We start from the raw sequence: 13,088 nt of genomic DNA, 5'->3' as shown, positions 1-13,088 counted from the left end.
ACACCCGAGCTGAAAAGGATCTGTGCATGTCCCCCGCCAAGCCCAAGCACACTTGGTCTTTAATCACCCGCATGCGGCTGGGCCTCCTCCTGCTCTTTATTCCCGTAGTGTTGCTCGGCAGCATCTACTACCTGCATATGGAACGTACCCTGCGCCTTGAGCAGCAACAAAACCTGATTGCCCGCAACACCCAATATCTCCATACCCTGCTCGAACCCTATCTGGAGACCCTCAAACGCCAGTTTACGCTTATTTATCAGCAGGTAAATTATCAGGATTTCAGCGGCCCAGCGATCAGTAACGGCGAGCGCTACCTGCAACAGTGGCAGGCCTATCACGAGGTGATGGAGCTCGACTACGTCTATGTAGGAACCGAGCATCGCCAGATGCTGATCCACCCCACCTGGCAGGCGGACGAGAAGTTCGATCCCAGAACTCGCCCCTGGTATCTGCTGGCAGCCAGCCACCCGAATCGGATCGTCTGGACCGATCCCTATTACGACTACACCCTGGGTACCCTCACCATGGCGCTGGCCCGGGTAATTCAAGACCCTGACGGCAAGCGAGTGGGGGTGCTCTCCCTCGATACCCAGCTCACCCCGCTCGCCAACTGGCTCAACAACCGGCATGAACAGAGCCATCATCTGGGCAAGGGCTATCAGATCCTGATCAACCATGACGGGCTGGTGCTGGCTCACCCGGATCGCGAACAGGTATTCAAACCGCTCACCCACCCTGAATGGCTGGCACACATGCAACAGCCGCAAGGTTTCTTCCTCGACGATGCCAGCGGCATGATGGTCTCCTACTACCGTGTCCCCGAGCAGCGCTGGTTCCTGCTCAGTGTCGAGCCCACCGCCAGCATGCAGCAGGTGATCGACAGCGTCTCCATCAACGTGCAGCTGATGATTGCCGTTGCCTGCTTTTTCTATCTGCTGCTAGCCCTGCTTTGGGCCCGCTACTTCCGCCGCATGCTGGGGGAGATTACCCTGTTGATCCGCACCAGCCGCTCTGGCGGGATTGCCTATCATGGCAGCCGCATGCTGGAGCTGGCCAAGGTCTATGAAGAGATGGATGCCGCCAGTCAGGACTTTGCCCAGATCCGCCAGCAAGCCAATCAGGACAAACTCACCGGTCTCTACAACCGCCGCTTCTTCGACGAGTGCCTGCAGAGACAGCTCAGCAGCGGTGCCCCCTTCCTGGTAGTGATGTTCGATCTCGATAACTTCAAACAGGTCAACGACACCTTTGGCCACCAAACAGGGGATATAGTGCTCAAACGGGTGAGCAAGCTGGGCATGAAAATGTTTGACCAGTGGGGCTGGCTCTGTCGTTACGGTGGCGAGGAGCTGGTGCTGATCTTGCGCCTGGAGATGCAAATGAGTGAGGCCACCTCGCTGCTGGAGAGCTTCAGACTTGCGGTCACTCAACTGGAGTGGCGAGAGCCGGAACTGACCATTACCCTCAGCGGCGGGGTGGCCTTGAGCCACTCCGGGCTCTCGACCAAGGAGCTGATAGAACTGGCCGACAGCGGGGTTTATCAGGCCAAGCGGGAGGGAAAAAATCGCATCTGCTTCCCCCAGCGTCGCACCTGCGACGTGACGGAAGAGGATCCTTCCCCTAACCTTGATTCTACCCGACGCCCCCCCCGGCCGGAGGGGGGGTGAGCACAACCGGGGGAAGGAGACAAGGGAGAGGCAACTGCCTCTCTCTGTTGTTTATGTCGCTATTCTTGCCGTGCTTTAAGCCTGTTTGAGCACGCGACTCAGCGCTGCCACTCCCACACCGGCCAACCCAGCTCCCCGGCCTGCTGACGCAGCGCGGGGGCGGGATTGACCGCATGAGGATGGCTCACTGCCCGCAGCATGGGCAGATCGTTGTGGGAATCGCTGTAGCCAAAGCTACCCTGCCAGAGATGGTCCCTGCCGGCAAACAGCTGGTTGATGCGGGCCACCTTGCCTTCGCGAAAGCTGAGGGTGCCGCGGGTCTGGCCGGTCAGCATTCCCTCCTCCTCATCGAGCAAAATGGCGACGCAGTGATCCATCCCCAGCATCTTCGCCATGGGGGCCACCAGATGCTCGCCGGAGGCGGAGATCAGCACCAGGTCGTCGCCCCGCTCCCGATGCCATTCGATGCGCGCAAACCCCTCGGGGTAGAGGCGCTCGCGCAGCACCTGCTCGGCAAAGCGGGCACAGAGCGAGTCGAGCCACTGGCGCGTCTTGCCCGCCAGCGGTTGCAGGGTGAAGGCCATGTACTGGTGCATATCCATCTTGCCCTGATGGTAGAGGGACATCATGGCCTGCTCCTCCGCGATCATGCTGGCGGGCGCCAGCTCCTCGGCCACCATGTACTCCAGCCAGAGGCTGGCGGAATCCCCGGCTATCAGGGTCTCGTCCAGATCAAACAGTGCCAGTGCCATGGGCGCTCCTCGCAGTGAAAATGGAAATGAAATGCGGTGTCATGCTACCTCACAGAGTTGATCCCGGGCCACCGCCAGGGTCACGGCACTGCCGGTGGCCAGCAGATCGCTGGCCGAGCGGTTGAGGCAATCCACCGTCAACAGCCCCACCTCGCACTCCACCTGATAGCGGATCACGTTGCCGAGCAGCTGTTGCTGACGAACGATGCCGGGCAGGCTGGGCTCGCTGCTGGTCGCTCCGGCGGGCAGCAGGGTGATGGACTCTGGCCGCAGCGCCAGCTTGCCCTGAAAACGGGGGCCGAACAGCGACTTGCCCTGCTCGGCGCCGAGCAGGTTGTAGTTGCCGATAAAGCCCGCCACAAACTCGCTGGCGGGGCGGGTATAGATCTCCTCCGGCGTGCCGCTCTGGACGATGGATCCCTTGTTCATCAGGAAGATCCGATCCGACATGGTGAGCGCCTCCTCCTGGTCGTGGGTCACGAAGATGGTGGTGAGCTCGAGGCGCTGCTGGATCTCGCGGATCTGCTGGCGCAGGCTGCGCCGGATACGGGCATCCAGCGCCGAGAGCGGCTCGTCCAGCAGCAGGATCCGCGGCTGCACCACCAGAGCCCGGGCCAGTGCCACCCGCTGACGCTGGCCACCGGAGAGCTCGGCCGGATAGCGGCGCTCGAAACCGATCAGCTCCACCAGCTCAAGCGCCTCCTGCACGCTGGCGGCGAGATCCCGCCCCGGCTGGGGTTTCATCTTGAGGCCGAAGGCAACGTTGTCCCACACCGTCATGTTGGGGAACAGCGCATAGCTCTGGAACACCATGCCGATGCCGCGCTTCTGGGGCTCCTGCCAGGTGATATCTTCACCGGCCACCCGCACCTGACCGCCATCCACCGGGGTGAGCCCGGCCAGCGCCCGCAGCAGGGTCGATTTGCCGCAGCCGGAGGGGCCGAGCAGGGTCACCAGCTCCCCCTTGCGGATACCGAATTCGATCCCCTCGAACACTCTGGTGTCACCGTAGGATTTGTGCAGTTGATTCACTTCTAGATGGAACATATTGATTCACCGATGAAATCTGTTGGCCGCCCAAGTGAGCAGCAGGGTCAGCAGGAAGTAGCTCATCACCAGCGCACTGGTGAAGTGGCCAGAAGTGGCGCGCATGTTGTAGAGGTAGACCTGCAGGGTCTCGTAACGGGTGCCCACCAGCATGTTGGCAAACACGAACTCGCCGAGCAGGAAGGAAAGAGAGAGAAACAGCGCCGCCAGCAATCCCTTGCGCAGGCAGGGGATCACCACCAACAGAAAGGCGCGCCGACTACTTGCCCCCAGCAGATGGGCGGCATCCATCAAATCCCTGAGCGGTACCCCTTGCAGGCTGTTGGCCAGCGCTCGGTACATGAAGGGGAGCACCACGGTGAACCAGGTACCGATCAGGATCCACGGCGTGCCGATAATGGGCAGGACACCATCGGCGTAGATCTGCAGCAGCCCCACTGACGAGACCACAGGTGGCACCGCGAAGGGGAGCAGGATCAACAGGTTCATCCAGGGATCCAGCTTTGGGAAGTAGTAAGCCACCACCAGCACGGTCGGTACCAGCACCAGGGTCCCCAGCAGCAGAGTGGCGAAGCAGACCAGGAGGCTGCGGCCAAACGCCGCCAGAAAGCGCGGATCGCCCCACAGCTTGAGATACCAGTCGAGGGTGAAGCCATCCGGCAGCAGGGTCGCCCCCCAGCGGGTGGAGATGGAGTAGAGAAACGTGGCCAGCAGCGGCAGCAGCAGGGTGGCGACCAGCCCACCCAGCACCCACTTGGGCCAGCGCGGCGTCAAATCATGCATGGGATTGCCCCTTGTTCACATAGCTCTTTTTCAGCAGCCACTGGTTGGCGGCCGTCACTACCCCCAGCAGCACCATCAGGATCACCGCCAGCGCCGCCGCCATATTGGGTTCGAGGAAGATATCGCCGGAGACCAGACTGGCCACCCGGATGGTCACCAGATTGAAGTTGCCGGTAGTGAGGGCGTAGGCGGAGGCATAGGCCCCCACCGCGTTGGCAAACAGGATGATCAGGGTGCCGAGCAGCGCAGGTGTCAGCACCGGCAGCGCCACGTGCCACACATACTGCCCCTTGCTCGCCCCCAGCAGCGCGGCCGCCTGCGGCCACTCATCCTGCAGCGCATCGAACGCCGGATAGAGCAGCAGCAGGGCAAGGGGGATCTGGAAGTAGGTGTAGATGAGGATAAGGCCGCTGCCCGAGTAGAGGTTGAAGCCGTCGATCAATCCCCAGGATTTCAGTAGCAGGGTCACCGCACCGTTGATGCCGAGAATGATGATAAAGGCGAATGCCAGCGGCACCCCGCTGAAGTTGCCGGTCATGGTGACGAAGGCCAGCAGCAGCCGTTTGACCCGCTCGCCGCTGTGGCGCAGCGCCGCCGCCCCGAGGGTGCCGATGGCAAGCCCCGCCAGACTGGCGATACCGGCGATGCGCAATGAGTTGCCGAACGATTGCAGGTAGAAGGGGGAGCTCAAAATCTCCCGGTAGTAGTCGAGGCCCCAGCCATCTGGGGTCTGAAAGCTACCCACCAGCACCCACACCATGGGGGCGAGCTGGAACAGGATCATCAAGAGAATAAACGGCAGCAGCACCAGCGCGGGCAGCCAGTGGCGGCGCACCTTGCGCTTGGTGGCCACGGGTCGATCCGCGAGGATCTCGGTGGTGGCAGGCATCATCAGTGCACCTCGCGCATAAAGGCGGCCTTGAGCAGCGGTGGCGCTGCCGGCTTGTCGTGGGGAATGCCCAACAGATCAGCCATCAGGGCGCAGAGCTGGGTCTGGGCGATCACCACGCCATCCGGCCAGCGCTCGATAAAGGCATCGCCAAACAGCCAGAGCGGCACGGTGCGCTCTTCCGGCAGGGTGCCGCCGTGGCTCAGGTCGTTGTTCATGCCATGATCCGAGGTGATCACCACCTGATACCCCTCCGCCAGCCACTGGGGCAGCAGATCGGCCAGCAGGCTGTCCATCCGGCGCGCCTGATTGCGGTACTGGCGGGAGTCGAGGCCAAACTTGTGGCCCGCATCGTCCACCCCCATCGGGTGGATCAGCAGAAAATCGGGATCGTACTGGCTGCGCAGCCATTCCCCATCCATCAGCAGATGGCTGTCGGGATAGTTGTCATCCCAGTAGAAGCTGCCGTGCTGAATGGGCAACTGCTCGTCGTGAGTAAAGCGATCACGGGCCGCCAGCCAGGGGCTGCGGTTGTAGAGCTCGCTCACCCAATGGTAGGCCGCCGCTGCGGTGCATTTACCCGCGGCGCGGGCCAGATGGAAGATGGAGTCATGCAGACTGAGGCGACTCACCCCGTTGTGGGTGATGCCGCTCACCACCGGCGGCACGCCGGTCAGGATGCACTCGTAGAGGGGTCGGGAGAGAGACGGCAGGGCAGCATTCAGGGTCGTATGCAGGCCCCGCCCCGCCTCCACCATGCCACCGAGGTAGCCCATGGTGTGGGCTACCTCGGCTGCCAGACCATCCACAAGTACCACTATCACCTTGTGTTGCACTGGATTCCCTTACTGCATGTTGATCATGACGGTTTCTTGCCACTGACGCGGCAGGGCTTTGGAGCTCAGCTCCCAGGCGGCATGATCCTGCACCGGCTTGGCATTGGCGTACTGCTCGGCCGGCAGCAGCTTGGCCTTCACGTCATCCGGCAGCGCAACGTTGCTGCGGATCGGGCGGGCGTAACCACGGGCCAGGTTGATTTGACCGGCATCGGAGAGGATGTATTCACGGGCCAGTTTGGCGGCGTTGGGGTTCTTGGCCCACTTGTTGATGATGGTGGTGTAACCGGCGATGACGGAGCCGTCGCTCGGGATCACCACATCAAACTTCTTGGGGTCGATCTGGTCGCGGTAGTTGAGGGCGTTGAAGTCCCACAGCACACCCACTTCCACCTCGCCCTTCTCGATATTGGCGATGGTCGGATCGTTCAGGGAGAGACGACCCTGCTTGGCCAGCTGACCGAACAGCTCCAGCGCGGGCTTGAGATTCTTCTCGCTACCACCGGTGGCATAGGCCGCCGCCAGCACGCCGTTGTTGGCCTGGGAGGCAACGCCCACGTCACCCAGGGTCACCTTGTAGTCGCCACCCAGCAGGGATTGCCAGCTGGTGGGGGCGGCCTTGACCAGATCCTTGTTGATCAGGAAGGCGATGGTGCCGGTATAGGCCAGCATCCAGTGACCGTCCGCATCCTTGGCCCAGTTGGGAATATCGGCCCAGGTGGAGGGCTTGTAGGGTTGGGTAACACCCTGCTTGACCGCAACCGGACCGAAGGCGCCGCCCACGTCACCGATATCGGCGGTGGCATTGGCCTTCTCGGCGGCGAACTTGGCGATCTCCTGCGCCGAGCTCATGTCGGTATCCTGATGCTTGATGCCGTAGATGCTGCCCAGCTGCTGCCAGGTATCCTTCCAGTTGGCCCAGCTGTCGGGCATGCCGATGCTGTGGAGCTGGCCTTCGCCACGGGCGGCCTTTTCGAGATCCGCGATATTTTCGGCTGCATAGCTATTTGTGGCAAACAACGGTTGGCTGATGGCCACCATGGCCAGTGCACTTGCGATCACGCTTTTCATCATCCCATCCCTCTGGACTAGGTCAGTTAAGGTTCGAGAGGGATGCTAGAGGGGAAATATGACGGTCGCGGGGCGCTTTGATGGCAGTTTGATGACAATCACCCTGTCATGGCGCTGTCATCCACAGCAGTTACAACTCTGAACCCGAGTGAGGCTGGACTATTCCAGTAAGGGGTTGCCAGCCACCCGCCTTCTGAATAAGCAACAGGGACAAGAGTGTGACCGAGCCGAGATTGAGCGAGCAGAGAGTAAACGAACAGAGCATGGCCGATGGCCGCTCCTCCTCCAAGTGCGAACAGATTTGCCAGACCCTGCGCCGCTATATCGGCAGCGGCCAATTGGGGGCCGGGCAGCAGCTACCCGCCGAACGGGCCCTGAGCGAACGTTTCGCCACCACCCGCATCACCATCAAGGAGGCACTCTCCAGCCTCGAGGCGGATGGCCTTATCTACCGGGCCGAGCGGCGCGGCTGGTTCGTGGCGCCGCCTCGTCTCACCTACGATCCCGCCATCCACACCCACTTTCACCAGTGGATCGGCGAGCAGCAGCGTACCGCCGAAACCCGGGTGCTGGCCCACGGTAGCGAGCTCGCCAGCAGTGAGCTGTGCCGCTGGATGGGGCTGGATCCCTTTACGCCGCTGTATGAAATTCGCCGCCAGCGTCTTATCGACGGTCGCCCGGTGCTCCACGTCAGCCACCATCTGCTGGCCAGCCGCTTTCCCGATATCGCCAGCGCACCGCTGGCCAGCTCCCTCACCGAGCTCTATCAGCAGCGCTATGGCATAGGCCAGGGCGGGGCGAGTCTCGAGATCACCCCCTCGGCGGCGCGCGGCGCCATCGCCCGCGCCCTCAATCTGGCGGAGGGGAGCGCGGTACTGCGGCTGGTGCGGGTCAATTACGACGAGCGAGGCGGTCTGGTGGATTGCGATATCGAGCACTGGCGGCCGGATGCGATCCGTATCTGTCTCGATACCCGGGCGTTGCAACCTATCGCAGGCAAGCTGCAACAAACCCGGGCCGCCGATTAGGGAAAATATCCAGAGCACTGTCGAGCACAGTGGCGATCCGCATCTGCCTCGATAACCGGGTGCTGCAACCGGTCGCAAGCAGATCGCATACCGTTCAACTCACGGAATAACCAGACTCCAACATGGCGGATCCCGCAGGATCCGCCGGGATCAGTTGTCGATATTGGGGATCATGTCGTCGAAGCTCTGGTAGCCGCAGTCGGCCAGTTGCAGCGACATGGTGTAGGTCTTGGCGTGCTCCTGCTGGCCGATGGCGGGGCGGTTGAGCTTGATCTCCTGATGCCAGTACTCCTTCATCCGGTCGATCAGCGCCATCGCCTCTCCCTCGTTGAGGTGCAGCTGGCAGAGCGCCATATAGTTGTTCGACTTGTGCATGTTCTCCACCAGATACTCCCCCAGCACCGACATTGCCTGCCGCGCCTGCTGGCGGGCGAAACGGCTGTGCTGCTCGAAGCTGATCCGCTCGCTGATCAGGAAGTGGTAACTGTTGTCGATACCAAGCTGCAAAATGCCAAGCTTCTCCAGCTTGCGCAGATAGAGGTAGCAGGAGGCATCGGTCAGGCCGTACTCCCGCTTGAGATCGATCAGCGTCTTGTCGCGCCAGAAGATATTGGCGAGAAAGGCGTAAAGCCCCGGCTCGTTGTGAAACGCCTCGTCCTGCTCCTGGGTAAAGACGGCGCGGCGGCTCTGGGCGTCCTGAGTGCGATCCAGCAACTCCTCGAACGAGAGCCCCACCAGATGGCAGATCTCCAGCAGAGTATCGAACGGCAGGGAGGGCTTGTTCATCATCCTCTTCACGGTCGCGATGGAGACACCCATGGCTTCTGCCAGGGTCTGATAGCGGATCCCCTTGTCGGTCAGGGTCTTCTTCAGGGTGTCGAGAATATTGTTGGCCAGGGTCTGGCTGTAGGTCATGCCACTCTTCCTTGTTATCGCACTTTCATTGCATGGTTATGCCGAGTCAGCTTCTGACCTGTTTTTACCTTCAAGGCTCAGATATTGACACCGAAAAAACAGCCTAGAGAAAAAATCGCCTACAACGCCCATCAGGACAGACCAGTTGAACGATGAGGTCGCAAAATCTGACACCAGACAGTGCATATCTTTCAACCCGCAAACATTTTGCTAGTGCTGCATAGAACATCGCGCATAATCGAAACGTATCGAATTCAAGACCCTTCCTGGTTGAGAAATCGATTGTTTGCTTCCAAATTTTTATCTTTTAAACCGTAAGGTTTTTTCTCTTTCCTGGCATTGGGCGGCGCTGATAGCACCGCCCTTTTCTTTTCCCTGAATTCGCAGGTCAGGTCAAGGGCCCCGGCAAGGGGAAGTGTCACCGGCCACCCGCCGCCCACTGATGCGCCAGCCACCACGCCCCCTCTGGCAAGGTATCCTAAACGATCATCAATACCGTGTTATTGCCATTCAATATATTTAAATGGCTTGCTTGGAAAGCTTCGAAAAATATAAAAACGAATATAACAAAGTTATTTAAAACGCCAAAAACCTATCTTTTAAATGGCTTGAATATATAAGCAAACAAAATTAATCACACCGCGCATCCCATATCTGCTTATCACACCTTATGACCACCTCAACAATTGCGGCCGGGTGAAGAGAAAAGCCACCCACAAGCGCCCATTCGCGTATCTGGTGGGTAGCATAGCCCACGCAAAAACAGCCTCAAAAGACCACCAAAAGTTACAATGGGAACAATCCCAAACCTCAAAAAGAGCAAAAAACAGGCAAAGAGAGAAATTTTTTTCTCACGGTTTCACCTTGTGATGCGTTCAAAAAATCATCGAAAAGAACCTGATGCCAATCAGTGACATCTGAGATGCCAATTTTTAGACGGCTCATCATGGCCACGCTCGAATGAAAATTCAATGCTGATAAAAATCAATCACATAGAATCAAAATAGAACTCGCAGCCGGTCATTTTCCTCACCAGTTAATTATTTAAACCTCAATAAAGCTAAAACTCTAATAACACCATTTATTAAACAAAATGGCCCTGCTTGCAGCCAGTCATATTTATAATGATGGGGAAACCACTCTCTTGTTATTCAGAAATGTGCTGACTATACTGCGGCCCCTCTGTGAAAGCAGAGCGATGACGGAAATATAAAAAGCTTCATGGATTGAGCAATATAAATTACACGCAGTTCACGCAACACAAGGTTATTTATCCATGAACAAGTTTAATAAAATTGCCGCTTTCTCCCTGCTTGCTCTGGCCATGAATGGCGGCGCCCATGCCGAAGGCTGGTATGCAGGTCTGGATCTGACCACCTCCAAGATGGATCTCGACGGTGACCTCCAGCGCGCCTATGACGCCAAAGTGATCGACGACCAGCTCGACGGCGGCAGCCTGATCGTCGGTTACAGCTTCAAACCCTGGCTGGCCATTGAAGGTGGCCTGCACGCCCAACAGATGGAGCAGCTGATCTGGGTGACCTCTCAGGGGGCAACCGGTTTTGCCGACACCACCATCGAAACCCGCAGCATCAGCCTGGCCGCCAAGCTGAGCCAGCCGCTGGCCTGGGGCTTCAGCGCCTATGCCAAACCGGGTATCGCTTACACTCGCACCGAAGTGGAAGTTGTCGGCAATGCCACCATCCTCGGTATGAGCGGTCAGGTAAGTGGCAGCGAAACCAAGAGCAAGGTACACCCCAATCTGGAAGTGGGTCTGGACTACGCCTTCAACGACAGCTTCTCTGCCGGTATCGGTTACGAGCGCCAGTTCAACGCCCTGAGCCTGGGTGATGAGCACTACTCTCTGGATACCCTCAAGCTGGGTCTGCGCTACCACTTCTAAGTCGCGCCGCGTCAGTAACAATGCAAAAGGGCCACAGGTTTCACGCCTGCGGCCCTTCTATTGGCTGATGTGCCATCAGCAGATCTGATTCTTGCCCTGCTGCTTGGCCTGATAGAGCGCCCGATCGGCACGCACCATCAGACTCTCCTTCTGCTCACCCTGCTGATACTCCGCCACTCCGAAGCTCATGGTGGTGACACCGCGGGGACAGATGGGGTTCGTCACCATCAACGCCTGAAACTTGTTCGCCACCACCAACGCATCTTCACGGCCGGTATTGGGCAGCAGCACCATAAACTCGTCGCCACCCCAACGAGCCAGCAGATCAATCTCGCGGATATGGTCGCGCACCAGCGCCACTATGTTGATCAGGGTCTGATCCCCGATATTGTGGCCATAGCTGTCATTGATCTGCTTGAAGTTGTCCACATCCATGGCAATCACGGTAAAAGGCAAGTGAAAGCGGCGCGCCCGTTCGCACTCCAGCTGCAACGCCCGCTCCAGCCGATAGCGGCTGGCGGCACCGGTCAGGGCATCAGTCTCCGCCAGCTGACGATTCTCCTCCACCCTCTGTTGCAGTGCCTCGTTGACTCGCACCAGCTCGGCGGTGCGCTCCGCCACCAGTTGCTCCAGCGACTGATTGCGCAGCTCCAGCTGCTCCAGCAGCAACTTGCTGGCGTGGATATTGCGATGGGCGCCGATCATCCGTGCCACAGACCCATCGGGATTGCGCTCTATGATGCGGCCGCAATCCTCGATCCAGATATAGTCTCCACCGCGACTGCGACAGCGATACTCGACCCGGTAGTCGGGGGCGGCGCCGCTCAGATAGGCATCGAAGCTCGCCATCACCCGATCCATGTCGTCGGGGTGGATCACACTCTCCCAGGTGAAGACATTGTTGCCTAGAGTATGGGGCTCGTAGCCCAGCATCCGGTACCAGCCCGGGTTGCGATAGACGAAACCGGTGTTGGCATTCCAGTCCCAGATACCATCGCTGATCACCTCGAGAATGCCATGTACCACGGCTTCGCTGACATCCGAGATCCTGATCGTGTCGCTGTCCTGCAGCATGGGAGACCATCCTTGTATTGCCGCCCCGCTGGGGCGCGGGGCATTCCAGCCTGATGTTGAGAAATGATAGCGGCAGACGGCTGCACAGTCCGCTATCCGTTGATCGATGAAAACCGCCACTACTTGTTCCGGTTATCGGCCGCCATCGGGTTCGTCTGAATAACATTAGCAACCAGTGTGGCTCAATATTTCACCCTTGTCCGGTTTTAAAGGCAGGATGATGCAGGTTGCGATAGTGGCTGGGCGCCAGGCCATGCTGGCGTTTGAAGGCGGTGGAGAAGTGGTACTCGTTCTTGAAGCCGCACTGCTCGGCCAGCAGCTTCACCGGGTCGGCCCGGCTGGCCAGCAAGAGCGCCGCCCGCTGTAGCCGCAGCCGTTGCAGCAGCGCCATGGGCGCCAGCGCGAAGTGCTGCTGGCAGAGCCGGTAGAGCTGGCGCTCGGAGAGGTGCAGGGCGCCGGCCATGCGCGCTATGTCCCACGGCTCGGTCAGCGCCTCTTTGAGCAGCAATTCGAGGCGCTGCGCCAGCCGCTCGCCACGCCGCTGCCCCTCTCCCTTTTGCAACAGACGGCGCAGGTAAAAGCCGAGCTGCTCAACCAGCAGGGCGCTGAGCAGCGGGTCCTGATGGCGCTCCTGCTCCGCATAGAGGTTCTCGATCGTGCGCAGTACGGTGGCCTGCTGGGAGGTACAACCGAGCCGGGGGTGGCTGGCGAAGGCATCCCAGGGGGAATCCTTGTGCAGCAGCAGCCACACCAGCTCCCACTCACTCCCCTTATTCACCTGCTGGTTCAACGGCTCATTAAGCTGCTCACTCAACTGCTCACCAAGATGCTCTCTCAACTGATAGCAGAGCGGCTCCCCGGCCGGGATCAGCGCCCACTCCCCGACCTGCAACCGCTCGCGGCGCTCCCCCACCTGCACCTCCCCCTCACCGCCCAGGGTCAGCAGAAAACAGTGCATATCGGCAAAGCGGCGCGCGATGCGGTAGCGGGTCTTGAGGCGGGAATAACCCGCCAGCCACACCTGCTCCTGCGCAAGGGCCGGCAGCAAGCTGTCGCAGCAGATCTGCTCGCGGCAGTCGGGGGAGACATCGATAATCTCGGCGTTGGCAGTTTCAGACATCAT

The 13,088-nt window shown here is 59.7% G+C and carries 12 protein-coding genes; 3 read left to right on the top strand and 9 right to left on the bottom strand.

Going from position 1 to position 13,088, the window contains the following annotated elements; all coding sequences use genetic code 11:
- Positions 1-26: 26 nt before the first annotated feature.
- The gene (locus tag I6L44_RS18065) at positions 27-1,667 is read left to right on the top strand and encodes a sensor domain-containing diguanylate cyclase (RefSeq protein WP_227341559.1); all 1,641 of its coding nucleotides are present in this window, start codon (positions 27-29) and stop codon (positions 1,665-1,667) included.
- A 98-nt stretch (positions 1,668-1,765) separates the two neighbouring features.
- Here I6L44_RS18065 and I6L44_RS18060 read toward each other — a convergent pair whose 3' ends face one another.
- Genes I6L44_RS18060 through I6L44_RS18035 form a run of 6 tightly spaced genes read right to left on the bottom strand, consistent with a single transcriptional unit; the run spans position 1,766 to position 7,045 of the window.
- The gene (locus I6L44_RS18060; protein WP_216952688.1) at positions 1,766-2,419 is read right to left on the bottom strand and encodes an HAD family phosphatase; all 654 of its coding nucleotides are present in this window, start codon (positions 2,417-2,419) and stop codon (positions 1,766-1,768) included.
- Positions 2,420-2,458: 39 nt separating this feature from the next.
- Positions 2,459-3,466, bottom strand: a complete 1,008-nt coding sequence (locus I6L44_RS18055; protein ID WP_216952687.1) for an ABC transporter ATP-binding protein — start codon at positions 3,464-3,466, stop codon at positions 2,459-2,461.
- Positions 3,467-3,472: 6 nt separating this feature from the next.
- Complete coding sequence (locus I6L44_RS18050) at positions 3,473-4,249, bottom strand: ABC transporter permease (protein ID WP_005355251.1); 777 nt, start codon at positions 4,247-4,249, stop codon at positions 3,473-3,475.
- On the bottom strand, positions 4,242-5,141 hold the full coding sequence (locus I6L44_RS18045) for an ABC transporter permease subunit (RefSeq protein ID WP_216952686.1): 900 nt from the start codon (positions 5,139-5,141) through the stop codon (positions 4,242-4,244). Before I6L44_RS18045 ends, I6L44_RS18050 begins: the two co-directional genes overlap by 8 nt.
- Entirely contained in the window at positions 5,141-5,974 is an 834-nt protein-coding gene (locus tag I6L44_RS18040; protein WP_216952685.1) for an alkaline phosphatase family protein, read from the bottom strand. The genes I6L44_RS18045 and I6L44_RS18040 overlap by 1 nt, the downstream gene beginning before the upstream one ends.
- Before the next feature lie 9 nt (positions 5,975-5,983).
- Positions 5,984-7,045, bottom strand: coding sequence for an ABC transporter substrate-binding protein (locus I6L44_RS18035; protein ID WP_157162419.1), 1,062 nt, complete (start codon positions 7,043-7,045; stop codon positions 5,984-5,986).
- Positions 7,046-7,308: 263 nt separating this feature from the next.
- Here I6L44_RS18035 and I6L44_RS18030 point away from each other — a divergent pair, with 263 nt between their 5' ends.
- On the top strand, positions 7,309-8,073 hold the full coding sequence (locus I6L44_RS18030; protein ID WP_254204300.1) for a UTRA domain-containing protein: 765 nt from the start codon (positions 7,309-7,311) through the stop codon (positions 8,071-8,073).
- A 150-nt stretch (positions 8,074-8,223) separates the two neighbouring features.
- Here the strand turns inward: I6L44_RS18030 and I6L44_RS18025 are convergent, their stop codons facing one another.
- Positions 8,224-8,988, bottom strand: a complete 765-nt coding sequence (locus tag I6L44_RS18025; RefSeq protein WP_005336490.1) for a helix-turn-helix transcriptional regulator — start codon at positions 8,986-8,988, stop codon at positions 8,224-8,226.
- Between the two features lie 1,276 nt (positions 8,989-10,264).
- On the opposite strand from I6L44_RS18025, the gene I6L44_RS18020 reads away from it, so the two are divergent.
- On the top strand, positions 10,265-10,891 hold the full coding sequence (locus I6L44_RS18020) for a porin family protein (RefSeq protein ID WP_216952683.1): 627 nt from the start codon (positions 10,265-10,267) through the stop codon (positions 10,889-10,891).
- A 75-nt stretch (positions 10,892-10,966) separates the two neighbouring features.
- On the opposite strand, the gene I6L44_RS18015 is transcribed toward I6L44_RS18020, so the two are convergent.
- Together I6L44_RS18015 and I6L44_RS18010 are read right to left on the bottom strand one after the other, a co-directional pair.
- A complete protein-coding gene (locus I6L44_RS18015) occupies positions 10,967-11,965 on the bottom strand; it encodes a sensor domain-containing diguanylate cyclase (RefSeq protein WP_216952682.1) in 999 nt (332 codons plus the stop codon).
- A gap of 190 nt (positions 11,966-12,155) precedes the next feature.
- The gene (locus tag I6L44_RS18010) at positions 12,156-13,088 is read right to left on the bottom strand and encodes an AraC family transcriptional regulator (protein ID WP_216952681.1); all 933 of its coding nucleotides are present in this window, start codon (positions 13,086-13,088) and stop codon (positions 12,156-12,158) included.

Source organism: Aeromonas sp. FDAARGOS 1414, assembly GCF_019047065.1.
Classification (GTDB): Bacteria; Pseudomonadota; Gammaproteobacteria; order Enterobacterales; family Aeromonadaceae; genus Aeromonas; species Aeromonas veronii_A.
The sequence above is the reverse complement of the archived record's forward strand: the minus strand, read 5'-3'. Positions and strand labels throughout refer to the sequence as shown.

Excerpts from the sequence above, each read along its gene's own strand:
- I6L44_RS18065 (WP_227341559.1), top strand. The coding sequence starts at position 27 with ATGTCCCCCGCCAAGCCCAAGCACACTTGGTCTTTAATCACCCGCATG.
- I6L44_RS18060 (WP_216952688.1), bottom strand. The coding sequence starts at position 2,419 with ATGGCACTGGCACTGTTTGATCTGGACGAGACCCTGATAGCCGGGGAT.
- I6L44_RS18055 (WP_216952687.1), bottom strand. The coding sequence starts at position 3,466 with ATGTTCCATCTAGAAGTGAATCAACTGCACAAATCCTACGGTGACACC.
- I6L44_RS18050 (WP_005355251.1), bottom strand. The coding sequence starts at position 4,249 with ATGCATGATTTGACGCCGCGCTGGCCCAAGTGGGTGCTGGGTGGGCTG.
- I6L44_RS18045 (WP_216952686.1), bottom strand. The coding sequence starts at position 5,141 with ATGATGCCTGCCACCACCGAGATCCTCGCGGATCGACCCGTGGCCACC.
- I6L44_RS18035 (WP_157162419.1), bottom strand. The coding sequence starts at position 7,045 with ATGAAAAGCGTGATCGCAAGTGCACTGGCCATGGTGGCCATCAGCCAA.
- I6L44_RS18030 (WP_254204300.1), top strand. The coding sequence starts at position 7,309 with ATGGCCGATGGCCGCTCCTCCTCCAAGTGCGAACAGATTTGCCAGACC.
- I6L44_RS18025 (WP_005336490.1), bottom strand. The coding sequence starts at position 8,988 with ATGACCTACAGCCAGACCCTGGCCAACAATATTCTCGACACCCTGAAG.
- I6L44_RS18020 (WP_216952683.1), top strand. The coding sequence starts at position 10,265 with ATGAACAAGTTTAATAAAATTGCCGCTTTCTCCCTGCTTGCTCTGGCC.
- I6L44_RS18015 (WP_216952682.1), bottom strand. The coding sequence starts at position 11,965 with ATGCTGCAGGACAGCGACACGATCAGGATCTCGGATGTCAGCGAAGCC.
- I6L44_RS18010 (WP_216952681.1), bottom strand. The coding sequence starts at position 13,088 with ATGATGTCTGAAACTGCCAACGCCGAGATTATCGATGTCTCCCCCGAC.